Genomic DNA, 23217 nt, shown 5'->3' with positions numbered 1-23217 from the left:
CTATTTTTCAGCCTTGCAGACGGCAACAACGGGTGCGGGCCAGCCTAGAAGGCCCGGAGGGCCCGGTCTGAAGGGCACAGAGGCTGCGCTTTCACCAGATGAGAAGACGCAATCCGACACACCGCCTGTCAATTAAGCATGAAGGTGGAATATTCCAGCTCCGCCATTTTGCGGCTGACCAACCACAGGCCTAGTAGCACACAAACAGCCAAGGCCAGCAGGAAGCCAAAGCCGAAGAACTGGGGGCCTAGGTACAGGCTAATTCCAGTAAAAATCACGTTAAGCACGAAGAACATCCCGGTCAGCAGAACCAGCATGCGGCGCTGGTCCAGGTAGCAGAACACGTTGATGATGGCGAGGAACACCACTTGTAATGCGGTGGCAATCAGCTGGACCTTGAGCAGCGGCAGGTACAATTCGGAAATGCCCAGCGCATTAAAGATCTGCGCACCGGCAACCATGATCACCAACGCTGAAATGGCTTGGATCTTGAGAATCTGGAAGATCCCCTGGCGAATCACAAAGACCATCTGATTACGCATGTCTTCAATATAAGATAGCGAGCCGCCTTCGCGAACCGCATCGTAAAAGTTAGAGTAATACTCCACAAAGTCCGTTTCCATGCGTACCAGGAATACCGCCATGCCGGGAATCAGCGACAGATAGGACAGGAAGACCGGGATATCATAGATTAACGAAGCCCGAAGCGGTCCGATCACATCGCTGCCGGTACCATCGTAGAACCAGAACATGGCCTTGTCGGCCCACACACCGGCGTTGTAGAAAAAGCCGACCAGCATCAAGGTGGGATACAGGTATTTTTTACTGAACATGGCGAACGACACCACGCTCTCGGCAGGGTAGCCCCGCACGATCAGCACCAGCATGCCTGCCAATAAGGTGACTTGCCCGAGTAGAAAGCCCAGCAACAACCCTTCCAGCCCCAGAAATAACAGCAATAGCGCCGCCACAACCGTAATCCCGTACCCCAGTGCATACAGCAGAAGAATGGCCTTGTACTGCTTCATGCCAGACAGGAAGACCGTGGCGATCCAGATATTGCACAACACCACGAAACAGGCGATCAGCAACACCCGGAAAAGAATGCTTTGCTCCGGGAACAGGAACATGGCCACCGGCAACGACAGTAGCCCGGCAGAGATCGTCACCAGCACGGTCACGCCGCCAAAATTAGGCAGAATCAGGTCTTCGCGCTGCTCAAACGAGCGGTCGGCACAGAAACGGGTGAACGCCAGCTGGACAATACCGGTGAGGGTCAGGCTGACTGCAATCAAATAGGTGACCGTGACCTGAAATTGCGTCACCGCTGCATTGGGTATCACAATTCCCAAGCTGAAAATACCGATAATCAGGATACCGATAATCGACAGCACCCAAGGACCTGAGCTGATCACACCGGCATAGGCGTAGGCGCGAATCAGCCCAAGTAAGGTGTCCTTGCGCAATAAACGCCGCAGCTCAAAACCAATGCCTGCCATTAGTGGTGGCCCTCCGCATTGCGGACCGAGGCAGGAGCGCCTGAATCATTGAGCAAAGAACAATATAAATCCCGGTAGGCGCCAAACATCATTTCCTGGGTATACAGGTTTTCCACCCGACGAATGCCCGCCTGCTGCGCCTGAAGCCAGGCGTTCTTGTCTTTCAATAACTCGGCCACTGCGTTCCCCAGCGCTTCCGGGTCGGCAATGCCAACCACCTCCCCGGCTTTGCCGTAAGCACGATCATCTTCATCAAGGCCTTCGATCAACTGGCGGCAGGACCCCACATCCGTGGACACCGCGGGCACGCCAGCCGCAAACCCTTCCAGCAACACCAATGGCAATGCCTCACTGATGGAGCTGAGTACGATCACCCCTACCTTGGGGAGCAGTTCATCAATTTTCTGAAAGCCCAAAAACTTCACATTTTTTTCCAGCCCCAGGCTGGCCACCAAACCATGGCATTCTTTGGCGTAATCTTTATCTTCATCTTCCGGCCCAGCGATCCAGCCTTCCGCTTCGGGGATCACATTGACCAGGGTGCGCATGGCGCGCAGGAAGGTTTTCACATCCTTGATGGGAACCACACGGCCAATCAGGCAAGCTACCGGCGGAATGGCTTCACCACGGGCGGCGCGTACTTTCTGCATGCGCGGCAAGTCGATGCCATTGGGAATATTCAATGTACGGTCCGGAGGTGCGCCATCTTCCATCTGCCGTTCCCGATTTCGCTCATAGAGAGCCACAATCCGATCTGATGCCTGATAACACTCACGCCCTAACTCGGTGAAAAAATTCACCCATTTTTCCCGAAAATAGGCCATCTCCGAGTTATTCTTTTCCACCAAGCCACGGTTATCGCTGATCCATTCACTCTGGAATAAATCGATCTTGCGCTCTTTGGTGTAAATACCGTGCTCGGACAATAATAAAGGCTTGTTATTGCGGCGTTTGAGCATGGCACCCAGAAAGCCGGCATAACCGGTTGAAATGGTGTGGTACATCTTCGCCGGAATCAGGTTATCGGCGATGTCATTCAGCACCCAGATGGGCGAGTGCATGATGCGAATGGTCCAGAAGTAATCCACAAATGACGGATCGCGGCTGAAATCCCGGTACGCTTGCGCGATATAATCCCAGCTGGCCCGGCTGTGCAGGAACGACTCTTCGGAATAATCCTCGCCTTCGCCCAGGTGGGTCACAATGCGACTGAACAGTTGGCTGCGTTCGTGGCTGTGGACGCCCTCTTTCACCATTTCGTGGAAACGCCGCACATCGGCATAGGCCTTGCGATTACCCTTGAGGGAACGTTTTTGCGCCCCTCGCTGAAAGTTGTGCAGGTAATGCACTTCAAGGTGCACCACGTTGTCGGGCAGTTCGTATTTCATCTCGCCGTAGTCTTCCGGGCGGCTGCCCACAAAACAACAGGCAAAGGTGTACTCGGGAAAACCACGAATTATCTGGTTTACCCAGCTGGACACACCACCACTCACGTAGGGGAAGGTGCCTTCCAGTAATAAACAAATATCGGCGCTATCCGCCCGTGGCAGGCTCATAGGCCCTCCAGAATTCAACGGATTTATTCAGCTGGGTGAACTGGCTGTCATCGGTGATTTCCAGCATCAACATGCGCACCAGCGGCATTTGCCGGCGCTGCAACGCAATTTCGGCAAGCCAGGGGTTTACTTTCGCCGCTGAAAGACCAAGTCGGCGGGCAAATGTCATCGACTGGTGCGCTTCGCCTATCAGCTCCTGACTGAGCTGGATACGCCCGCGTAACAGCCACAACCCGGCATCTTCCGGGCTTTCCATCAGCCCCATTTCAGCGTAATACCCGGCGCGCTCCAGCGTCAGTGCACGAATATCACCGCGCACCAGATCCTGATAATTGAGCTCCCAGTAGAGTTCGGCCAGACGACGCGCTAACCGGTAACGGCGGGACTCCTTGGCCCGTTCCAGCAAGTGCAAGGCCCGTTCAATATCACGGGTGATTTCTTTTTCTTTCTGATCAAGAATCCCGTAGGCCAGCAACCGCAGATCTTCAAAGGCATCACCCAGGGAATGGCGCAACAGATTCCCGGTTACTTTGGCAGGCATATCCTTGAGCACCAGCATTCCCTGCACACGTAGAGCATTTGGTGCCTGTGAGGAAGTCAGCAAATTTTTCAGGTCGATCTGTCGAAAACCTGCAGTGCTGTTCACTTGCACCGGGGTAAAGTACGGCTGGTCCACCAACCCGAACGGCTTTTCCCGGAACAAAGCCGGCAACCAGATACCCAGCGCAACCCCGCCCAGAATGGTCACAAGACCCATGGCGGGGATAAAGAACGCAAAGGAAAAAATCAGCACCCAAGAGAGAATTTTTGGCGTTCTGAAACGGGAAGGCAGTAAACTCCAGGCCACCACGGACAACAAGGCCGAAGCCAAACCGTGTGATAACAAATACAGCAAAAAAATTGATAAATCCGCCTGCTTGCTCAACAACAGCATAACCGAGGCGATTTCCGCAGTGACAGCATAAATAAGTAGCTTGAGGCTAGACACCGGCTGCCTCCAGCAACTCGGCGATCTGCACCTCGGGGTCTCGCTGGTCCAGATGCCGGTAAAAGAACTGTATGCCCGCTTGGCGCAGGCTCATGAAGGCGTATTCCTCTTGCAGCCATTTTTCCGTGCGTAGAACATACCCCTCCAGACTGGACTCCCCGGTCATTGGCATCATGATCATCAGTACGCCGTCGTTGAGCCACCATGCCAAGTCGAGGCTACGCAGGCCACGCGCCAGAGCATCCAGTATCAGTCCGGCCTGCTCGCTTTCATCGGCCACAAACAGGGCCAGGGAAGTGTCTACTCGGCCGCCTTCACGCAAACGCACCAGGGCAGCCAATTCACTGGCGATACGGAAAGGCATGGTCGGCCAACGATCCAGCATCTCATCCACTTCATCGCCAGCGTGCACAATATCCGCATAAAAGTTCAGCAGCACAGACAGCAACTGCAGATTTTCATAGTTGATCGAGAGGAATGGCAAGCGCTCAATTACCATCATCCCGATGAGGTCTCCCCCACTGTTGATGATCGGTGCAGCCACCAGATATTGGCCATGGTAATTGCTGTCGTAGCCTTGCTGCTGAACGTGGGCCAATAGCCGATGATCCAGCGCGTGTTGAAGGAGTTCGTTATCCCGGTCCAGGGGACGATTTTCTCCCAACAGAGCCGCTGGCTCGTCTTCAATACGGCCACCCACAACGCGGTACAGAGCACAACGCTGTAGCTGGCAATACTCTGCCAGAAGATGCACCAGATCATCCGCTGCTGGTAGCTGAATGCGGTCGCTTTCATCCAGGGTCAGGTCGCGCAACCGCACCAGCGCATCGCGCACGGTGTAGGGTTTGACCAGAAGATTCTCTTCCAGACGGTCATGGGACAAACGCAACAGCACATAGCGCTGCGTCAGATTCTGCAGGCGTTCCAACGCATAGCTGGCAGCACTGTCGGCACGCCTCAGCTTGACCCGCCACATATCCGCGAACTCGCCGCAGATCAGAATAATAACGAAGCCACCAAGCATGGTGGATTCGGGAAAGGGCAAACTGGGGTAAAAGCCGGAAAATTTGAGGATAAACCAGCTGCTGACCAAGCACAGCATGCCAAACACACCGAGCAGGCTGCCGTAACGAAGCGCTAACAGAATAGGCACTAACAGCACCCAGCGGAAAGTTCCGATAAGCGTCAACGGATCGTCGTAGCGTAACCAGAGGCCCAAACCAACGGCCAGGGCTGTCAGAATAACCGATTCGCACATCGACCAGAGCACTCTCGGCTGTGGCATAAACACCCCCGCCAGCTTGCCGTTGCTGAGGTGCTCCAACATTACTGCACCACCGGCGAGATCAGTTTATCGATCACTTTCTGGCCGACTTCACTGAGCGACTGGCGGGCCCAGCCCGCACGGGATCCGGTGCCGCTATAAACAATGCGCCCCTCGGGCAGTTCGCGGATTTCAATCATCACCCCTACCGCCGGCTCACCGTCAACGCCGGTTTTATAACGCCATTCGTGCACGACCCCACTGACCACATAATCCGCCGATTGGGAACGAATCCACTTATCCATTTCTTTCCGGTTGGCGGCGGACGTGCCTTCGAATAAGACGCCTTCATTATTGCTTTGTGGATAGCGGGTTACCGTGTTAACGCCATGGCGAAACAACACCGATTCTACGATCGCGGTCGCCCGCAGGCCGGCCTGAGGAGTCGCGGTACGGTTAACCAGGGGCAACACCAGCCATGTGCCCTCCCCCGGCAATTCCACATCCTGACTGCTGCGAACATGAGTACAACCGGCCAGCACAACAGCCAACAGCAAGGTACCCAGTAGCGGAATGCTCACTCTCATTGGATTCACTCCTAGTAATAAATTCTATATTGCAGCCCAAAGCGGTAGCTGTCTTCATCGCTGCCGCCACTATTGAGCTGTTGCTCTGCGTAAACTTTCCATTCGTCACGCCCGATCAAGGGGCCTTCGACCCCGAAGCGGCCGGTAAAACCCGACCCGGACAAACTGTTCTCGCTGTAGCCAATTTCTCCCCAACCCTGTAATCGGTGCGCACGAATATGGACATCAGGCTGGCCCAACAACAGTACTATTTCCGACTCGTGATAGTCCTGCGGTAGCGGCAAGGTCTGGGCCCCCGGGGGTAGCAGCGCACGCACTTGCGCCATGCTGTCGCCGCCAGCGGTGAAGTCCGTACGGGTGTGTCTCACTCGTACCCCGGGGGAAAAGCGTGATAACCAGGGGCGCCAGGTGCTTTGAGCATTGATGATACTGCCACTGCCCAGATCGCTCTCATTGAGATCATGGTAGTCATAGTTGGCCCAATCCACACTGCTTTGCCAGGTGGATGATGGCCTCCAATTCAACAACCACTGGCTGCCCGTGCGTGACGCACCGAGAATCAACAGGGACGATTCATCCGCCGGCATTCGCCATTGGTAATTCAGGCTACCAGACCAATACTTCGTCCAATTCGCCCCCAGCTCTAGGCCCGCCATGGTTTCACTGTTGTTCAGCAAATTGCGCTGGCCCAGCTTCAAGCGACTGCGGAACCGTTCGCGCTGATAGGCCAGCGCCACCGAGAGGCGCTGCTCATCATCACTGATCTGCAATAATTCATCGTCATTGCTACTGAAATTGCGCTGGCGCGCCTCCACCGACACCTGCATGAAGTCACTGATCGGCTGATACTGAACAAACTGAAGGTCCTGAATATCCAGCGCACCCAAACGGCGCTGCTCAAGATGAAACTGGGAGGAAAGCGCCGTAGGCAACAGCAGGCTTTCCTGCAGATTATTACTGCCTGCCAGCTCCGGAGCTCCGGCCTGAATATTCATAAAGGTATTGGCCGCCCGGCGCGGTTCATCAAGCCGAACCTGTGTTTCCAGCTGTTCGGAAAGTGTGAGCTGATCCTGATAACGCTCACGGATCTGCGCTACCGCATCCAGGTCATCTTGCACTAACGCAAAGGCCAGCGCCGACCCGGCCTTAAGCTCACCTTCCGCCTGCTGTTTACGCAGGTACCAGCTCTGGGCCAGTAACGGTTCCGACTGCCCAATAGCCCATTGAGCCAACCACTCGGCGCGGGCGACCGGGTCTGCTTCCAGGCCTTGAGTTTGGGCCCTGGCCAATGCCAGTGAGGTATCGCCGTCATCAAACAGCAGGCTCAAGGTCAATTGCATATCTCGGTAAACCGCCTGCTTCTGCGGCTCCACGGTGAAGGGCAACTGCTGTTTCAAGTGGCGCATCACAGGCCAGGCCTGGCTGGTTCGGCCGGTGGCAATCAGTGCCTGAGCGTAATACCACTGGCGCTCCCAATCCTGACGCGCCGTTTTCAGCAATGCCTTTTCATAGCGCAGGGATTGTTCCGCGTGGCCCAGTGCCATTTGTGCCGCCGCCAGTACTTCCCAATAGCGCCGATCATTGCGTGTTCTGTCTTCCCAAGTGACCAGCGCTTGCTGCAACTCTCGGTCTTTGCCGGTGGCGATCAACAGCCACATCCAGCTAATGCGGGTTTCTCGGTCATTCGGGTTCAGGGCCAAGGCTTTTTTCAACCAACGCTCCGCCGCTTGCGCGTCACCGCGGCGCAATTGCAGGTTGGCATAGAAACGCAGAAATTCCGGCGTTTGTATCAGGGTCTGCCATTGCTCATCGCTAAGGCGAGCCATGAAGGCGTCAATGGCTTGATCGTTACGCTGCGATTCCAGTTGGTACAAAGCGCCCAATGCGAGTTGTGGATCGCTGTCTTTCTGCCAGGCCCGTTCCATTAACGCTGCCAGTCTGTCCTGGCGGTAGTAACGTGCCAAAGTCATGTAGTTGTACAGATCAGTCATCTGATCGTCGTCGTTATCCACCAGCTTTTGATAATGCTCAAAAGCCAGATCCCACTCACCCAATTCCCCGGCCATCACCGCAATGCGACGGGCCAGCTCCGGTGAATAGGGCAGATTACTGGCGTCAGCATTCAGGTCATGCAGAGCTTTGTCTCGCTGACCGTTCAGCCAAAACAGGTCGGCAGCCTGTGCCGCCATGGCCGGCTCAGCGCCAAAACGGTGCATATACTCGCGGGAATAACGGGCCGCCAGTAGATCCTCTCCCTGATTCAATGCCAGGCGCTGCATTTCCCTCAACGCGGCTTTACTGGGATAACGACGGCGCCAGTCTGCGAAGAATCGCAAGCCATCATCCGGCTGACCGAGCAGCTCATACTGTTCACTGATAGTGGCGATGAGATCGGCATCGTAAGGGGAGGAGCTCAGCAGCGCCTTATTCGCATCCAAGACAAGGCGGTTACTGTAGGTTAAAGGCGCCAAAACCAGCACCTGCTTCCAGGCCTCCGGATCATTGCTGCTCTGTGCTACCCGCCGCCAGGCCTTTAACGCCGTTTCCGGGTCTCCCTGCCAACGGGAGACTTGCGCCAGACGGCGCCACCAACGTTCATCGTCGGGGTGCCAGTAGAGCGCGTCTTCCACCACCTGCCGAGCCCGGGACAAATTGCCGGAGCCCACAAACACTTGATAGCCACGGTCGTAATAGCGCTCTACATAGGGTTCAGGAGCAGCAGCCGCATGGGCGGCCCCAGCGCCAGCCCATACTGAGGCAAGGACAACCGCAGGCAACAAGAGACGGCACTTCATCGGGGCTGCCCGATATCCGGCAGCTGTAACAACAACACCGCATAGTGTTCTGCCGCTGCCATATTGCCGGCCGCCTGAGCCAAAGTCATTAATCGATACAAAACGTCCTTGTCATTGTAAAACGACCGTTCACGGGCGCCAGCCAGGCGCATGGCCTTACGGTGCAGGCTTCCTGCCTGCAAGGCATCCAGCGCCGCCAGAAAGTAACGTTTACGCACCAAATAGTTGCCTCGCGAATCCATGGCGGCAATGTAAGCGTCCGCCGATTCCGAGTAACGGCCATGGGCCAGCAGCACCTTGGCCGATTTCACATGCCAACGACTAGGATTAGCCGCATTCTCAGCCAGCCGAGCGAAAGCCTGTACCGCCAGGTCCACATCCCCCAGCGCCAGGGCCATATCTGCAAACGCCACACGCTTGTCGTTATTCAGCGCACCCCAGTCAATGCTACGAAGCTGCGCCAGGGTGTCATGCTCCAGCATAGTCCCGAGACGGTCGTCCGGTGTGATCGCCATCAGGCGGGTAAAGTCACGGCGCAATTCCAGCCAAGCGATCTGGTTGTCATAGCGCCCATTTCTGGCACGCTCCACATAACTCAATTGGTCATCTGCAGCGACAAAATTACCCTGCAAAATCAATTCGCGAGCCATCAGCAAGCGTAATTCATGGTCGTCGGGTTTCGCCTTCAGCCACGCCTGCATATAACTAAATGTGACCGCATCCAGCCGGGCACTACGCAATGATGAGGACAGTTCCCTCGGGAAGACCATCCAACACACCACCCCGATCAGGATCAAGAAAGCGCATAACTCCGGCAACCCAACGACCCGTAGCCGTTCAGTGCGGACACTGTAACCGTAGCTCGTTGAGCTCACGCGCCGCACTCCTGTAGTCAGAAAGCCGACCTTTCCTGCTCGCCGGTTTCAGTGTTTTTCCCTGGTGCACGAGGGTGCATCCCTGCGCATTCCCCAAAGTAAATTCCAGTGCAGCTCTCGCGGACAGTGAAAACAGTAATCCGGTTTGATCACGGGAAAAGCTCGTTAGACGCCCGTTTGCCTGCTGTAGATAGGGCATGGCACTATCCGAGACCTGCCCCTGCCAACGGGCGCTGGCACCACTGAGATGCACATAACGGCCCGGTTTGTCTTCCCGGAAGCCGGCCAAACCTTCGCTACCAGCCAACGCAGGCAGAGGCAGCGCCCCCGGCAAGCGCACGGTACGCAGCTCGCCATTACCTTTAATCAACCATTGCTCACCATGCCGGGCAACCACCATCTGGTTAAAGTCCAGCACTTTGCGGGCGTATTCCGAGGCGAAGAGCGGGAAATAGGGCTGATCACTGGCCCATTGATAGACCCGGCGCAATGATTCCAGCGATGCATTTTTGCTGGCGATATAGGTATGGTAATAAATATCTACGGGTTTGAAACGGTGCGGGGTTTCGGTGAGCATGAAGGTTTCTATTACCCGCTCAAAGCCATAGAAAGGCCCGGTCCAGTTATTGGTATAAATATTTTCATTCTGATTAGGTGCATACACCTGAAACTCATCGCCTTTAGGTACACCAATGCCTTTCACTAGGGTCCAGGTCGGTGCACTTTCGGTGATGGTGGTATCGCTGCCATTCATGTTCAGCAAACCACCTTCGCGGGCCGCTTTTAGCGCTTCCGGAGTGGGGATGGTATCTCCGCTCCACAACACCATGCGTGTTTTCTTGCCCGGTGGTAAAAGCTCGCGCTCAATATAGTTAGCCGAACCCACCACCTCGCGCACCGGGTCCATACGGTAATCGGGAATCGGCAATCTCAGCTGCCCTTCCGGCCCGTAGAGTTCACCGGGATTGTCCTGAGCATCGTACCAGAAGAAGGGATGTGAATAGGTATGGGTCGCTGCTTCCACATGGGGCAGGGCAAACATGGCGCGGGCAATGCGTTGCAATTCCGGCGCCATTTTCGGGTACAGCCCCGCGCTGGACACCTCCCCTTCAATCACCGAAATGGTGGTTGGAATATCGAATTTCTCAAGAATCTCATCTAACAAAACCAAGGCGTCGGCTTCATTGCGATAGCCCTCCACTTCCGCCAAGCTGGGAAAGCCATCCCCGTCCATATGTGCAAACAGCAACCGTCGTCCGTTTTCCGTAGTCACATCGGGGATCGGCATGGCCGGCAATTGCAGGGCGTCCCGGGTAAAGGTAAGCGGGTTCAGTACCCAACGATCCAAACCGTCACGCTGCACACCGGGCAACACGGAACGAATCAGAAACGGCTGAAAGGCATAACCGCCCCAAGAGGTTGTTGCCACCGGAGTAAAGACCTGGTTTGCACTGCGTAATTTGAGCCAAGGCGTAGCATTTTCGCTATCCAGTGGCGTCGACAACTCAAGCAGCTTCGGCAGCGATACCTCAAAACCCATTTCGGGGTGTTGGTAAGTAACCTGAGGCGGGCTGGTCGGCGGGCTTCGCGGTACAAAACCAAAGTCCTCTCCGTGGGGCCCCTGAGGGTCCACGGCTGGATACCCAAGCATCATAATAGGCACGCCGGCCTCTTTCTGTTGGGTAAGCCAGTCTTCAAACCCATCACTGGCAACCTCGGCCTCTTCCAGCCAGGTAACGATGCCGGCATAGCGACCGGTCAGCGTTCCCGCCGGCATAGGCGCATCCACCGAACGAATATCCGGCACCAGTCCCTGAAACTGGAGCGGCATTAATCCATAGCGCACGGCCTCCGTTAATTCCCAGGTCCGTTCAGTGCTGCCTCCATAAACCACCAGCACCTGCCGAGGCATTACCTCCAAGGCGCCAACACCCATCATGTCCAGCGCCGGATTGGAGACCCAAGGAATGACCTCATGGCGGGCGATTTTCTTGGCCAGCTGACGGGCTTCGTCGCGGTCTGCTGGCGCTGCATAGTCGATTGCAATGGTGCTGACATCATAAGTGTCACGCATTTGCTTAAACTGGCCGAGCAACCACTCACGGTCCGCTTCCGGCACCGCTTGGTACTCATCCCGGGCGGGCAACCAGCGCTGATAAAGAGACTCAGCCGCCACCGCGTCCACATTAGCTTGTACCAGCGGAACCAACTCAAAACCCCGATTAAAAATAAAGCGGGCCTGCGGGTAACGCTCGGCAATCGCGTTGATCAGTGCCGCCAACCCCTCGCGTTGCTGAGCACGGGCGTCGTCTTCGCTCGCCACAAGTTGATAGCTATCCAGCGTATCAAGGAAAAAACCGCGGTAGCCTTTCTCCCACAAAGGCTCAATAACGGCATCAATAAAGTAACGGCGCAACGCCGGGGAGGATTGATCCAGAATGAATGAACCCCAATCCGGGTTCTTGCCCAGCAGCCAGTCTTTATTAAGCCCGGGAAAGTAATGCCGCTGGCTCAGCACTTCACCGAGGCTCACATAGGCATAGAAGGGTTGATCACGGTACATCGCAGGCACAGCAACAGCCTGATCCGGCTCTACCACGGGGAAATCATAAACGGATAACGACGACCACGGGATATCCGTCCCATAGTACAGCGCGGCTGTTTTTTGTCTGGAGGCAGGCTCTTCCGCCCTTACCCCGGCAGCCATTAACAGGCAGAAAGCGAAAAAACGTAACGAATGGACTTTCCCCTAACAAGTCGTACAGAGGATTATTCTAGCTGAATCTGAATCAAAACAACGTGAAATATGGTGAATAGTAAGGCTGGGCGTAAAGAAAAACGCGGATGCAGCAACGTTTTTTACATTTCGCTCTACAACAGTCGACTTTCTTTACCAAATTGGCTACGCAGAAACGCCATTTGATCACCGCGGATGCGGTGACTATTAATCAACGCCAAATACTCTGCCATATTGGGCACATACGGCAGTGCCAGTAGTTGCATGCCAATTTCACCCAGCTGATGGCTTCCCTTGCGCTGATTACAGCGCCGGCAAGCCGATACCACGTTCAACCAACGATCCTTGCCACCACGTGAGGTGGGTACAATGTGATCACGGGTAAGAACATTTTCAGCAAAGGACTTGCCGCAATACAAACATAGATGCTGATCGCGGCGAAACAAAGCCCGATTCGTCAGCGGTGGTGCCGGGCGTTTATGGCTGCAGGCAACACCCTCGCAGGCAATGATCGAGTGGAGAGACAAGAGTGATCGAGTGCCTGTCATGCGGCTGGTCCCACCGTGCAACCGGTAGATCTCTGCCCCCAGCGTCCAGGTGACCAAACCACGGGCATAAAGGGTGGCGGCGACCTGCCACTCTAACCATTCGACCGGGATCCCCGATTTGTCCAGACGTAAAATACGTTCACTCATGGGCAACCTCAGCAAGATAATCAAGCATGGCTGTGTCAGATATAAACGTAAGGTAATGACGATTCTGCGAAAGGGGAAAAAAGAGACAGGATCACTATCCGCAGAAAGCCGGGGAAAGGTCGTGCATTACCGGTTTGGTCTTTCAGCTCGGTGGCGGCGCCTTTGCCCAATTACCTCTGATTAATCTGCCGCAGCAACCTAATCACAGACACCAAGCTGGGCAAATAATAAACAGCCCCGCGCGGTTGCCGCAACTCTCTTTTCCCATTGAGCTTTTTCCGATTAGCCTTTGTGTTCGCCAGCAATGCCAATCATCCACCGGCTTTTCCTATTTGATGCATTTGTATTCAAGGCATCTCGGAGCGAAATGACGGCAGCTGGTAACAGCTGGTCACCGTGGCCCCGGTATTGTCGCCATCGGTCATGATCGCCAACGCATCCACCGATGTCACCGCCATTCCATGAAAACGCTGGAAGTCCGCTTGAACATTACGTGAAAACATATGCGGCACGCCGGCACCGCCTGGCCCCTGCACCACCACCATTTCTGCCTGATGCGCAAACGGGTTTGGCCAATGGGCGCCGGGCGCAGATTGCCGCGACCAGACATAGTTGATGGCCCTAGTTTGCCAGGGCAACCAGCCCTTTTTCACCACATACACCCGTGCCTGAAAATCATCACCGGCTTTATGCTGCTCATTGGTGTCCGGCCAAGCGGCCACAGCCTCAGCCCGCCACTGCCAGACCAGCCAAGGCGTTTGTTCAAGGTCGACGCTTTTCTCTTGCACCAGCCCTGAAGCCGTTCCCTGTGCTCGGGCCTGCCAGCACTCAGTGGTTTGCCGATACGTCGTATGCCCGGCAAAAACCACTTCCCGCCAACCCGGAGGGACTGCCGAAACCGCCAAAACAGGTACCAAAGCAGGCATTAGTGCCAAAAGCAGCGTTATCCAACGTGGTATACATTGGACTCGCCGGTCACAAACAAACCTCGTTTTCATATGCCGAATTCCTAGAATGCTCCATTTACTGTGTCATTAGCACAAGGCAGATACCATGCAGTTTGATTACATCATTGTTGGCGCCGGTTCCGCCGGCTGCGTACTCGCCAACCGCCTCTCCGAAAACTCGAATAATCGCGTGTGCCTCCTTGAAGCCGGCCCCGCCGATAACAGTCTATTTATTCGGATCCCAGCGGGCATCATCATGATGATGCGCTCCAAAACGCGGAACTGGCGCTATTACACCGTGCCCCAGAAAGCCTTGAATAACCGCCAGATTTATATTCCGCGAGGGAAAACCTTGGGCGGCTCTTCCGCCGTTAATGCCATGTGTTATACCCGTGGCCATAAGTGGGACTATGACCACTGGGCAGAACTGGGCAATAAAGGCTGGGGATACGAGGACGTCCTGCCTGTTTTCAAACGCTCTGAGCATTATGAAGCAGGTGAAAGCACCTACCATGGCACTGGTGGCAAATTAAACATTGCCGACCTGCGATTCACCCACCCGGTGAGCCGCGCCTTTGTTAAAGCCGGCGTGCAAGCCGGGCACCCTGCCACCGACGACTTCAACAATGAAGTACAAGAAGGCATGGGCATGTACAAGGTGAACCAGAAGGATGGCGAGCGCTGCGGTGTTGCCAAAGCCTACCTGCACCCGGTAATGGATCGTCCTAACCTGACCATCATGACCAATGCGCTGGTCAATCGTATCTTGTTCGACGGCAAACGGGCCATCGGCGTAGAGGTGGAGCACAACGGTCAGATTCGCACCCTGAAAGCAGACAATGAAGTGGTTCTCTCCGGGGGCGCCATCAACTCGCCACAGGTGCTAAAGCTATCCGGGGTCGGCCCGGCGGCGGAGCTGGCCGAACACAATATTCCGCTGGTTCATGATCTGCCCGGGGTTGGCGAAAACTTGCAGGACCACCCCGATGCGCTTGTGGTCCATAAAAGCCTGCGTAAGGACACACTGAGCCTGGCCCCCGGCGCACTCATGACCACCGGGCTAAAAGGGATCTTCAATTTCTTTTATCGCCGCAGTGGCCAGCTGACTTCCAACGTGGCGGAAGCCGGTGGTTTCATCAAATCGCGCCCTGAAGAAAACATTCCTGATTTGCAGCTGCACCTGACTGCTGCCAAGCTGGATAACCACGGCCTCAACGTGCTCTTCAGCATGGGCTATGGTTACTCCGGCCACGTCTGCACTCTGCGACCTAAAAGCCGCGGGAACATCACCTTGCGTGATGCGAATCCCCGCTCCCCAGCCCTGATCAACCCGCGTTTCCTGGAGCATCCAGACGACATGGAAAGCATGGTCCGCGGCGTGAAGGCCATTCGCAAGATCATGGCGCAACAGGCGCTCACCGACTGGCGTGACGAAGAAATTTTCCCGGGCAAAGCGGTACAGAGCGACGAAGAAATCCGCGGTTTCCTCCGCCAAAAATGTGACAACATTTACCACCCGGTGGGTACCTGCAAGATGGGTAGCGACGAGATGGCGGTAGTAGATAGCGAGCTGCGTGTCCATGGCCTGGAAGGCTTGCGCGTAGTGGATGCCTCCATCATGCCAACCCTGGTTGGGGGTAACACCAATGCCCCCACTGTAATGATTGCCGAAAAAGCGGCCGACGCGATTCTCGGCGAGTAACCACAGCGGTAAGCTGCAACGCGGGCGGGTCCCGGTGCCATACGGCAACCGCCTGCCCGCGACACATCCATTCAAAATAGAACAGAAAACCGGGAAATTTTCCGGCTCCCTCTTTGTGTCCTTGTGTCTACCTTGTAGTGAATTTCACCTTACGGTCATATTTCTTTTACACACTACCCCTTTCTGGTGATTGCCTGATAACCTTTTTGGGGGGGATATATGGTCGATGTAGTTTCATCACCGCGTGCACAGTTGGTCGAGTTATTGTGGCAACTTAAACAAAATTTTGATCAGGAAAACGACAGCAGTCTGCGTTTCGTGCATTTCAACACACTGTTGAACGATCCGGCTTACCGGGCTGAAATCATTAGTCGGGCCACTCAAAGCGAAAACCGAAAAATCCGCGCACTCGGGGCAAAACTTCAAGAGGCGAACCGGGACGGCACTTTACTCCACAAACGCCCCTGCGCCAGCATACCAAACTCGCTCACCAATCCCGATATCGCAGAAACGCTGAGCAGTCGAAGGAGCCCGACGCGAAGGCATGGGGGCATGTATGCCTGGCTAGCGCTCGCCGCTGTTGTACTGTGTGTCACCGGATATTTCACCTATGATTCTGTGCGGCAAATGGTCGCCGGTCGGCAAACAATCAAGGGGGCTCTGTTCGGACAAAACACTTGGCATGCCGGTACCACCTGGGTGCTGGAAGGGATTGTCTATGTGGAAGCGGGAGGCAGCTTAACCATTGAACCCGGTACCCGTATTGAAGGCAAACCTGGTTCCGCCCTAGTGGTGACCCGTGACGCCACGCTGTTTTCACGGGGCCAGGAAAACGCCCCCATCGTATTTACCAGCGCTCAACCTGAGGGCGCCCGAACCGCAGGAGACTGGGGCGGCGTCGTCATGCTCGGTAGCGCCCCAATCAACGCAGCCAATGCCCATATTGAAGGCATTCCCGATGGTGACACCCGAGGCGTATTCGGTGGCAACGACGCCAGCAGTTCTTGCGGCGTCATGGAATACACTCGCATCGAATTCGCCGGGTTTGAAGTCTACGCCAACAACGAACTGAACGGCCTTACCTTGGGCGGTTGCGGGAACAGCACCATCGTTCGTCATGTTCAAGTACATCGCGCGCTGGATGATGGTATTGAAGTGTTCGGGGGAACCGTGGATCTCAAACACATCATCATTACCGGTGCGGCAGATGATTCTCTAGATTGGGATATGGGCTGGCATGGCCGGGTGCAGTTCCTGGTGGCACAGCAACACGCCAATGTGGGCGACAATGCCTTCGAAGGTGACAACCTCAAGGGCAATCCTGACGCCACGCCCGTTTCTGCACCCACCATGTATAACGTAACCTTGATTAGCCCCCGCAGCCACGAAAAATACCATCGCGCAATGACGTTGAAAATGGGTACCGGCGGGCATTTCAACAACATGATTATTGACGGCTTTTCCGGAGAAACCATAGATATCAAAGGATCCGAAACTGTCAGCCGTATTGAAAACGGTGAGCTGACTTTTCGAAGCATGATGGCCCACAAGATCGGCAGCCGGGGGCTGACTTTCTTTGATGCAGAAAGTATGAACAGTGATGACGATGGCGGGTTCGACGAACGCCGTTATTTCCAGAGCCGAGCTGTGGGTGCCCAATTCGGCACCGACCCACTGCTAACCCGCGATGCCTCCAGCATTTCTCACCCGGATTTTGCCCCAACCTCACGCTCTCCAGCACGCAATGGTGCAACCGCGATCCCACAAGGCGAGTTTTGGGATGAAGCGGCAGATTATCTCGGCGCTATGAGGCCGGGTAGCGCACAGACCTGGGCAGATAACTGGACCGCCTTTCCGCTGAACTAGAGCCGTGACAGATAGCGGTAGCGGCTTACACTCGCACCTCTGTCTGCACTTTCTTGGCGGCACGCCCCATTATGTCGATCACTTTCTCGCGATCACGTTTTTTCAGGGTGCCGCTTTCCACATGCAAGCTGAAACCTTCTGCTTGATAGTCCACGGCCACCGGTTTGTCTTGTTTCATGTCCGTGGCGGAACGAGCAAGGGTGCGCAGGATGGTGTTCTTGTCGAAGTTACGGATGCGCTCCAAATCGATATGGATACCAAACCCTTCTGTTTGCGCCGACACATAACGGTTCTTGGCCCCGGTATCTCGTTTTGCCCCCAGAGCTTCAAAAACGGGGATCGGTCGGTTAAAGCCTTTTACTTGAATATCCCCCATATTGCGGCACTGAATCCGGTCATTCACCAGCTCCTGGGTCGCCTCTGAAATTAACACTCCGCCCGGACGGCAGGCCGATTCCAGGCGGCTGGCCAAATTCACATCCGTACCCAAAATGGTGTAATCCATACGCGAATCGGTGCCGAAATTGCCCACCGTGGCATAGCCGGTGTTGATACCAATACGGATTTCCAGCGTGTGCTCAATGCCTTCCCGCGCCCAGCGCTGGCGCAACAATTTCATTTGCTCCTGCATCTCGATGGCCATCAACACACACCGGTAGGCGTCTTCTTGGGCGCCGGCACTTTTCGGGTCACCAAAAAACACCATGATTGCATCGCCGATGAACTTGTCGATGGTGCCGCCATGGCGCAGGGCGATGCGAGTCATTTCGCTCAGGTAAGTGTTGAGCATCTTGGTCAAAGTGGCCAACGGCAGCTCCTCGGAGATGGCACTGAAACCCTTGATGTCGGAAAAAAATACCGTGAGCCGTTTACGCCGGGTTTCCAACTTGGCATCGCGCTCCCCGGAGAAAATCGAGCCCCATACCTGAGGCGGTAAGTACTTGGCCAACTTGCGGGACATGTCCACCGCTTGCTTCTGCTGGCGACGCACCAGTTCCTGTGCCTGTTTCAGGTAACGGGCCTGCAAGTGGGCAAACGCGGACGAAGCGCCCACATAAATACCCAACCCAAGCATGGAGATAATCGACAGCAACACCGGGGTCTGCTCCGGTGGCAGCACCTTGAACCCCACAATCCAGCCCATCAGCAGAGCGCCGACGCCCGTCATCAGGACATTCATCAACCAAGGCTTGAGGCCGCCGCTACTCACCGAGTTGGCATGCACGATAATCAGCAGCACCATGGCCGGCACCAGTGAGAAGTGGAGCAGCGCACACACCAGGCCGATCACCATGGCGTCCGCCTGCATCAGCAGCTTGTGAACCATTTTGGTGGGCCGGTCCTGCTTATCGAACAGGAAAAGTAACCCCTGAGCGGACATGGGATAAATCAACAATCCCGCCACCCCCAGCATGTACAGCTCGGGGAACAGGTTCAGCTTCAGCCCCGCCATCAGGATCATGGCAGCCACCAGAAAAGCCAATAGCCGGATATAGTTTGCTTGGCGCCGCGCCCGCTCCATGGGGCCCAGCTGAGGACGGCGAACTTTCTTTTTTGTCATGGGGATCATGTGATCGATTTCACGCGATTTATGCGAAGCTTAGCGGTTTACCTTCTAAGAAAAAAGACTGGGATGACTAAAGGTCGAGGATTCCCTGTCACTGGAAACCATCGGCATTGTGCAACTGGGACTCACCAGCAATTCGGGCTACCATGGCGCCGTCGTAATAGGAGCCCTGAATGGATACCCTCACCGCCCTGACTACCCGCGTATCCGCCCCGCGCCTGCAAGATCCAGGCCCCAGCGATGAGCAGATCGACATGCTGCTGCGTGCCGCCATCCGTGCCCCCGATCATGGCCTGCTACGGCCCTGGCGTTTTATCGTACTGCAGGGCCGCCAACGTGAGCAGTTGGGCGACATTATGATCGCGAACCTGCTGGAACTTCAGCCGGACGCCGATCGTCGCGCCCAGGATAAAGCCCGCAGCAAGGCGTTACGCGCCCCCACTATTATTGTTGCCGTAGCCGAAGTCACCGAGGGCCACAAGGTCCCGGCTTGGGAACAGGTGTTAGCCGTGGGAGCCGCGGTGCAGAACATGATGCTGGCGGCCTATGAGCAAGGTATCGGCGCCATGTGGCGTACTGGCGCGCTGGCCAACTCCAACCTGGCTAAAGAAAAGCTCGGCTTTGCCCCCAAAGATCAGGTGGTAGCCTACCTGTACCTGGGCGCGCCGGCGAGCGGCCTCAAGTCGCTGCCCGATGACACCCCAGCCGATTTCATCCGTGAATTGCCATGATCAACTTGACGGCACTGGCGGAACAGGTTCGCGATGCCATTCCGCTCACTCGGCATCTGGATTTTCAGTTGGAGTCATTCGACGGACAGACACTCACCGTTACTGCTCCCTTGGCCCTCAACCACAATGATAAAGGCACTTTTTTTGCCGGCAGTCAGTCTGCCCTGCTGACTCTGGCTGGCTGGGCGCTCACTACCTTGCTGGCTCGGCAAGCCGGTATCAACGCAGACGTGGTGGCCGTGAAAACCGATCTTGAGTACCTGCTTCCCTTGAACAGCGACATCCACATCACCGCCACTGTCATCGACGAGGCACAGAGCCAGTTCGAACAACGCCTGGGGCGCCGGGGAAAGGCAACATTGCGAATTTTGGCCCATGGGACCAGTGTTAATGGCACTCGAGTCTGCGAGTATCAGGGACTTTATCTTGCGAGGATCGGACCCCATGACAGCTGAAAGCACAATAATTACCACTCACCTATACCTGTTGGCCTATGCGGGCTGGGCATTGTTTTTGCTCATCCTGCTCATTATCGCCCGCTCTCTTGCCGTGTTGAGCGGCAAAAGCAAAGCTGACGGCTTCCCTCCCTATCACTACAACCCGGGCTGCCCACTGAATCGCCTGCATCGAGCGTACCTGAACACCCTGGAATTACTTGGCATCATCATCGTGGTGGTAGCCAGCGCTTTATGGCTTGGCAACACTGACCTTAGCGCCACATTACTGCCCTGGCTGGTTGCCGCCCGTGTAGGCCAGAGCATTATCCATCTGGTGGGTGTGAATCACTGGCTGGTACAGATTCGCTTTGGCTTCTTTCTGGTACAGGTGGCATTGGTGAGCTGGCTGGCTGTGGACCAGGCCTGTTTGTTACTCTCGCTGCTCAAACCCTGAGCAACCGGCGGCGGGAAGCTTGCCTACCGTTGCGCCCTCCGGTACTCTACGCGCCCTCAAGAGTTGCCCAATGCGCTTTTGACGACAATTTGGTGAGGTGTCCGAGTGGCCGAAGGAGCACGCCTGGAAAGTGTGTATACCGCAAGGTATCGAGGGTTCGAATCCCTCCCTCACCGCCAAAAAATAAAAACCCCGTTAATTCAATGAGTTACGGGGTTTTTTATTGGGCGTTTTGTAGCAAAACTTTGTAGCAATCCCCCACCTCTATCCATTGCCATTTTTCCAGTCCACCTACCCCCCCTGTGCTATGCTTCCAGCCACGAAGGAAAGAAGAAAAAAATCTAGGAGGAATAGTGAAAGTAGCAATTAAGGCTTGCTTAGCAGCTGTAACTATCTTGGCATTGAATGGCTGCAACACATTAAATGCTTTGACAGGGCTTCCATACAACGAGGGGAATGGATACAAAATTGACCATGACCGCAACATTTACAGCGGCGGGGTTCATATTGAGTATAAAGATAAATCTCTACTTGAAAGCGAAAAAAGAGCAGAGATGGAAAATAAAATGGCTTCAGAGCAACAAACCCAAGACGCCATTAGCCGCCTTCCTGAAGGTGGAAAAATTATTGTCCATTATGAACAATTGACAATCGAAGCGGCGAACACCGAGTGGCTTGAGTACGTTATCATGGTGGATGGTAAAGAGATTTACAGAAAGCAGGGAACGGATGATATTGCTAACAGGCCAACAAGCTACAGTGGCGGCATTGGTTACTGGTGGAATACTGACGTTGTAAATCTTCGCCAACCTGTTTCCTTCCCCTTTGACTTTGTGGTGATTAGCAACCTTGCCACCAAAAGAGATACATTCACAATCTCAGCCCCCAAACAATAAAGAGAAAATCAGGCCCTTAACTGGGCCTTATTTCACTAAATTTCGTAGAGAAAACTACCACTTCATTTTCGTCATAATGATTTCTATCACTGCCGGGGAGTACCCATCCAGCCTCAGCTGCTCTTCTCGACTAACAACCACCTGAGATTCTGGCGGAGCCTCAAAAAATTGATCAATTTTTTCATCAATTATGACATAGTAAAGCTTGCCCAATTTTTTACCATTAACCGTTCCATCTCTAAACCATTGCTTTATCGTATTTCTTGAGGGAGCCGACCCATCCGTAAAGAAGGCTGTCTGGAATTCTGATATTTTCATCAACTTAGACTTTCTATGTATCACTTTTTACCTTTCTTCAAAACTACAAACCAAAAAGTGTAAACTCCAAATATATCAATAAAACAATACACCCCTTGTCCAGAGTCCATTTCCATAAATGAGTAGCTCACAGACCCCTTGTTAACTTCTACCCAATCAAGTCCATTCCATTTCTTTTCAATCTCATTCCGGTGAACTTGATGTATATGATCTTTGGGGATGGTATCGACAAAACACCCATCATCAACAATCGATCCATACTGATCATGATAGTATGCCTTGACCATCTTATGGAAAACTGGATCTAATTGAGCCTGATGAACTTCCAGCCCCTTAACAAGACGCCCCTCAACCTCTTCATAATATGTGTTTTCTTTTAAATAACGACTAAGATTTCCCTTTTCAATAGTCCTGCCAACAGAATCAACAAGGGCATCACTCCAGTGAACTTCTGCCAATGAACCGAAAACCACTTTAAAAAGAGTGTCATTATTCTTGGTTTCATTGTTGCACTTTGTGCAGCACCTTTTTTTATAAAGTCGAGGAATGTAATTAGTGACCTTCAATTCTTTTGGGTACATAGAATCAGGTGGAAGATGATCTTTTGAATCAAGTAGCCTTTCATGACCACACAAAGGGCACACTCCCATTTTATGCTTGCATTTTGCCATTGCGATTAGTCCATATAAAAAATTTCAGAGAATTTGATATATATTTTTATTTTTTATTGAAAAAAAACGAATAACGTCTCTCAAATAATAAAAATGTTGGTTAGAGTAAAGGGCCTACACCCGCCCTTCAAAGGGCTATTATCTGATATGGCTTCGAGTCTCAAATCTAATCGGCAGCTTTCCTGCGGTAATACGTAGCACGAGACATACCCAGAGCGACCCATGGCTGACTTTCAGCGGCTGATCCTTGACGCCTAACCTTGCCTGACGCGATGCCGCCCTTTCGCCCCAATACGGCTTGATGCTCGCTAAATCCATCATGCGAAAAGTTGCGATAAGTCCACCTTGCAACGCTTTTTGCAATAGCTCTGACTTCGCTCATAGATAGTTGAGAAGCAAAATTATTATAAGCAAAAGCTCTTTGTTCAACGGCCACTAACCAGCGCTCATATTTTGGCGCCCCCTGCCTTATTGCTTTGTAAGCCCAGCCTCTAAGGTCATCGAATGGGTTCTACCCCGTTACTGCGGACACTTCTAAAAAGAGGCACACTGTGCCCAAGGAGTGTTTATGAGCAAGCGAAAGAAGTACAGCCCCGAGTTCAAGCGTGAAGCGGTAGAGCAGACTCGTCACC

20 protein-coding genes and 1 tRNA gene are annotated in these 23217 nt (G+C 54.2%); 7 read left to right on the top strand and 14 right to left on the bottom strand.

Features of this window, described 5'->3' with window-relative positions; genetic code table 11:
• Nucleotides 1-128 precede the first annotated feature (128 nt).
• The 10 genes from pelG to ABNH10_RS07135 form a co-directional block, all read right to left on the bottom strand.
• Nucleotides 129-1499: an exopolysaccharide Pel transporter PelG gene (pelG, locus tag ABNH10_RS07180; protein WP_349385290.1), complete on the bottom strand. Its 1371-nt coding sequence runs from the start codon at nucleotides 1497-1499 to the stop codon at nucleotides 129-131.
• A complete protein-coding gene (pelF, locus tag ABNH10_RS07175; protein WP_349385289.1) occupies nucleotides 1499-3055 on the bottom strand; it encodes a GT4 family glycosyltransferase PelF in 1557 nt (518 codons plus the stop codon). Before pelF ends, pelG begins: the two co-directional genes overlap by 1 nt.
• Nucleotides 3033-4043: a hypothetical protein gene (locus tag ABNH10_RS07170; RefSeq protein WP_349385288.1), complete on the bottom strand. Its 1011-nt coding sequence runs from the start codon at nucleotides 4041-4043 to the stop codon at nucleotides 3033-3035. Before ABNH10_RS07170 ends, pelF begins: the two co-directional genes overlap by 23 nt.
• Nucleotides 4036-5370, bottom strand: a complete 1335-nt coding sequence (locus ABNH10_RS07165; RefSeq protein WP_349385287.1) for a PelD GGDEF domain-containing protein — start codon at nucleotides 5368-5370, stop codon at nucleotides 4036-4038. Before ABNH10_RS07165 ends, ABNH10_RS07170 begins: the two co-directional genes overlap by 8 nt.
• On the bottom strand, nucleotides 5370-5894 hold the full coding sequence (locus ABNH10_RS07160; RefSeq protein ID WP_349385286.1) for a hypothetical protein: 525 nt from the start codon (nucleotides 5892-5894) through the stop codon (nucleotides 5370-5372). The genes ABNH10_RS07165 and ABNH10_RS07160 overlap by 1 nt, the downstream gene beginning before the upstream one ends.
• A gap of 11 nt (nucleotides 5895-5905) precedes the next feature.
• A complete protein-coding gene (locus ABNH10_RS07155) occupies nucleotides 5906-8689 on the bottom strand; it encodes a tetratricopeptide repeat protein (protein WP_349385285.1) in 2784 nt (927 codons plus the stop codon).
• Entirely contained in the window at nucleotides 8686-9564 is an 879-nt protein-coding gene (locus tag ABNH10_RS07150) for a Rossmann-fold NAD(P)-binding domain-containing protein (protein ID WP_349385284.1), read from the bottom strand. Before ABNH10_RS07150 ends, ABNH10_RS07155 begins: the two co-directional genes overlap by 4 nt.
• Complete coding sequence (locus ABNH10_RS07145; RefSeq protein ID WP_502877118.1) at nucleotides 9527-12163, bottom strand: bifunctional glycoside hydrolase/polysaccharide deacetylase family protein; 2637 nt, start codon at nucleotides 12161-12163, stop codon at nucleotides 9527-9529. The genes ABNH10_RS07150 and ABNH10_RS07145 overlap by 38 nt, the downstream gene beginning before the upstream one ends.
• A 272-nt stretch (nucleotides 12164-12435) precedes the next feature.
• Complete coding sequence (locus ABNH10_RS07140) at nucleotides 12436-12996, bottom strand: HNH endonuclease (RefSeq protein ID WP_349385282.1); 561 nt, start codon at nucleotides 12994-12996, stop codon at nucleotides 12436-12438.
• Nucleotides 12997-13343: 347 nt separating this feature from the next.
• Nucleotides 13344-13901: a DUF3047 domain-containing protein gene (locus tag ABNH10_RS07135; RefSeq protein WP_349385281.1), complete on the bottom strand. Its 558-nt coding sequence runs from the start codon at nucleotides 13899-13901 to the stop codon at nucleotides 13344-13346.
• Between the two features lie 148 nt (nucleotides 13902-14049).
• Here ABNH10_RS07135 and ABNH10_RS07130 point away from each other — a divergent pair, with 148 nt between their 5' ends.
• Both ABNH10_RS07130 and ABNH10_RS07125 read left to right on the top strand, forming a co-directional pair.
• Nucleotides 14050-15645, top strand: coding sequence for a GMC family oxidoreductase (locus ABNH10_RS07130; RefSeq protein ID WP_349385280.1), 1596 nt, complete (start codon nucleotides 14050-14052; stop codon nucleotides 15643-15645).
• Nucleotides 15646-15864: 219 nt separating this feature from the next.
• Nucleotides 15865-17511: a beta-helix domain-containing protein gene (locus ABNH10_RS07125; protein ID WP_349385279.1), complete on the top strand. Its 1647-nt coding sequence runs from the start codon at nucleotides 15865-15867 to the stop codon at nucleotides 17509-17511.
• Nucleotides 17512-17536: 25 nt separating this feature from the next.
• Here ABNH10_RS07125 and ABNH10_RS07120 read toward each other — a convergent pair whose 3' ends face one another.
• Entirely contained in the window at nucleotides 17537-19072 is a 1536-nt protein-coding gene (locus ABNH10_RS07120) for an adenylate/guanylate cyclase domain-containing protein (protein ID WP_349385278.1), read from the bottom strand.
• A gap of 179 nt (nucleotides 19073-19251) precedes the next feature.
• Between ABNH10_RS07120 and ABNH10_RS07115 the strand changes: the two genes are divergently transcribed.
• The 5 genes from ABNH10_RS07115 to ABNH10_RS07095 all read left to right on the top strand — a co-directional run bounded on the left by ABNH10_RS07115 (nucleotide 19252) and on the right by ABNH10_RS07095 (nucleotide 21596).
• Nucleotides 19252-19809: a nitroreductase family protein gene (locus ABNH10_RS07115; RefSeq protein ID WP_349385277.1), complete on the top strand. Its 558-nt coding sequence runs from the start codon at nucleotides 19252-19254 to the stop codon at nucleotides 19807-19809.
• On the top strand, nucleotides 19806-20264 hold the full coding sequence (locus tag ABNH10_RS07110; RefSeq protein ID WP_349385276.1) for a YiiD C-terminal domain-containing protein: 459 nt from the start codon (nucleotides 19806-19808) through the stop codon (nucleotides 20262-20264). The genes ABNH10_RS07115 and ABNH10_RS07110 overlap by 4 nt, the downstream gene beginning before the upstream one ends.
• On the top strand, nucleotides 20254-20700 hold the full coding sequence (locus ABNH10_RS07105; RefSeq protein WP_349385275.1) for an MAPEG family protein: 447 nt from the start codon (nucleotides 20254-20256) through the stop codon (nucleotides 20698-20700). The genes ABNH10_RS07110 and ABNH10_RS07105 overlap by 11 nt, the downstream gene beginning before the upstream one ends.
• 91 nt (nucleotides 20701-20791) lie before the next feature.
• Nucleotides 20792-20879 (top strand) — tRNA-Ser (locus tag ABNH10_RS07100).
• 174 nt (nucleotides 20880-21053) lie between these two features.
• Nucleotides 21054-21596: a hypothetical protein gene (locus ABNH10_RS07095; protein WP_349385274.1), complete on the top strand. Its 543-nt coding sequence runs from the start codon at nucleotides 21054-21056 to the stop codon at nucleotides 21594-21596.
• Nucleotides 21597-21650: 54 nt separating this feature from the next.
• Here the strand turns inward: ABNH10_RS07095 and ABNH10_RS07090 are convergent, their stop codons facing one another.
• The 3 genes from ABNH10_RS07090 to ABNH10_RS16265 all read right to left on the bottom strand — a co-directional run bounded on the left by ABNH10_RS07090 (nucleotide 21651) and on the right by ABNH10_RS16265 (nucleotide 23057).
• Nucleotides 21651-21914: a hypothetical protein gene (locus ABNH10_RS07090; RefSeq protein ID WP_349385273.1), complete on the bottom strand. Its 264-nt coding sequence runs from the start codon at nucleotides 21912-21914 to the stop codon at nucleotides 21651-21653.
• A 20-nt stretch (nucleotides 21915-21934) separates the two neighbouring features.
• A complete protein-coding gene (locus ABNH10_RS07085) occupies nucleotides 21935-22585 on the bottom strand; it encodes a hypothetical protein (RefSeq protein WP_349385272.1) in 651 nt (216 codons plus the stop codon).
• Between the two features lie 166 nt (nucleotides 22586-22751).
• Nucleotides 22752-23057, bottom strand: coding sequence for a primase C-terminal domain-containing protein (locus ABNH10_RS16265; protein ID WP_502877119.1), 306 nt, complete (start codon nucleotides 23055-23057; stop codon nucleotides 22752-22754).
• Nucleotides 23058-23217 lie beyond the last annotated feature (160 nt).

The organism is Alcanivorax sp., assembly GCF_040119285.1.
Taxonomy (GTDB): domain Bacteria; phylum Pseudomonadota; class Gammaproteobacteria; order Pseudomonadales; family Alcanivoracaceae; genus Alcanivorax.
The sequence above is the reverse complement of the archived record's forward strand: the minus strand, read 5'-3'. Positions and strand labels throughout refer to the sequence as shown.

What these genes read in the sequence shown, in the direction of transcription:
- ABNH10_RS07165 (WP_349385287.1), bottom strand. Translation starts at nt 5,370, where the DNA reads ATGTTGGAGCACCTCAGCAACGGCAAGCTGGCGGGGGTGTTTATGCCA.
- pelF (WP_349385289.1), bottom strand. Translation starts at nt 3,055, where the DNA reads ATGAGCCTGCCACGGGCGGATAGCGCCGATATTTGTTTATTACTGGAA.
- ABNH10_RS07130 (WP_349385280.1), top strand. Translation starts at nt 14,050, where the DNA reads ATGCAGTTTGATTACATCATTGTTGGCGCCGGTTCCGCCGGCTGCGTA.
- ABNH10_RS07090 (WP_349385273.1), bottom strand. Translation starts at nt 21,914, where the DNA reads ATGAAAATATCAGAATTCCAGACAGCCTTCTTTACGGATGGGTCGGCT.
- pelG (WP_349385290.1), bottom strand. Translation starts at nt 1,499, where the DNA reads ATGGCAGGCATTGGTTTTGAGCTGCGGCGTTTATTGCGCAAGGACACC.
- ABNH10_RS07085 (WP_349385272.1), bottom strand. Translation starts at nt 22,585, where the DNA reads ATGGCAAAATGCAAGCATAAAATGGGAGTGTGCCCTTTGTGTGGTCAT.
- ABNH10_RS07155 (WP_349385285.1), bottom strand. Translation starts at nt 8,689, where the DNA reads ATGAAGTGCCGTCTCTTGTTGCCTGCGGTTGTCCTTGCCTCAGTATGG.
- ABNH10_RS07115 (WP_349385277.1), top strand. Translation starts at nt 19,252, where the DNA reads ATGGATACCCTCACCGCCCTGACTACCCGCGTATCCGCCCCGCGCCTG.
- ABNH10_RS07105 (WP_349385275.1), top strand. Translation starts at nt 20,254, where the DNA reads ATGACAGCTGAAAGCACAATAATTACCACTCACCTATACCTGTTGGCC.
- ABNH10_RS07110 (WP_349385276.1), top strand. Translation starts at nt 19,806, where the DNA reads ATGATCAACTTGACGGCACTGGCGGAACAGGTTCGCGATGCCATTCCG.
- ABNH10_RS07140 (WP_349385282.1), bottom strand. Translation starts at nt 12,996, where the DNA reads ATGAGTGAACGTATTTTACGTCTGGACAAATCGGGGATCCCGGTCGAA.
- ABNH10_RS07120 (WP_349385278.1), bottom strand. Translation starts at nt 19,072, where the DNA reads ATGACAAAAAAGAAAGTTCGCCGTCCTCAGCTGGGCCCCATGGAGCGG.
- ABNH10_RS07125 (WP_349385279.1), top strand. Translation starts at nt 15,865, where the DNA reads ATGGTCGATGTAGTTTCATCACCGCGTGCACAGTTGGTCGAGTTATTG.
- ABNH10_RS07160 (WP_349385286.1), bottom strand. Translation starts at nt 5,894, where the DNA reads ATGAGAGTGAGCATTCCGCTACTGGGTACCTTGCTGTTGGCTGTTGTG.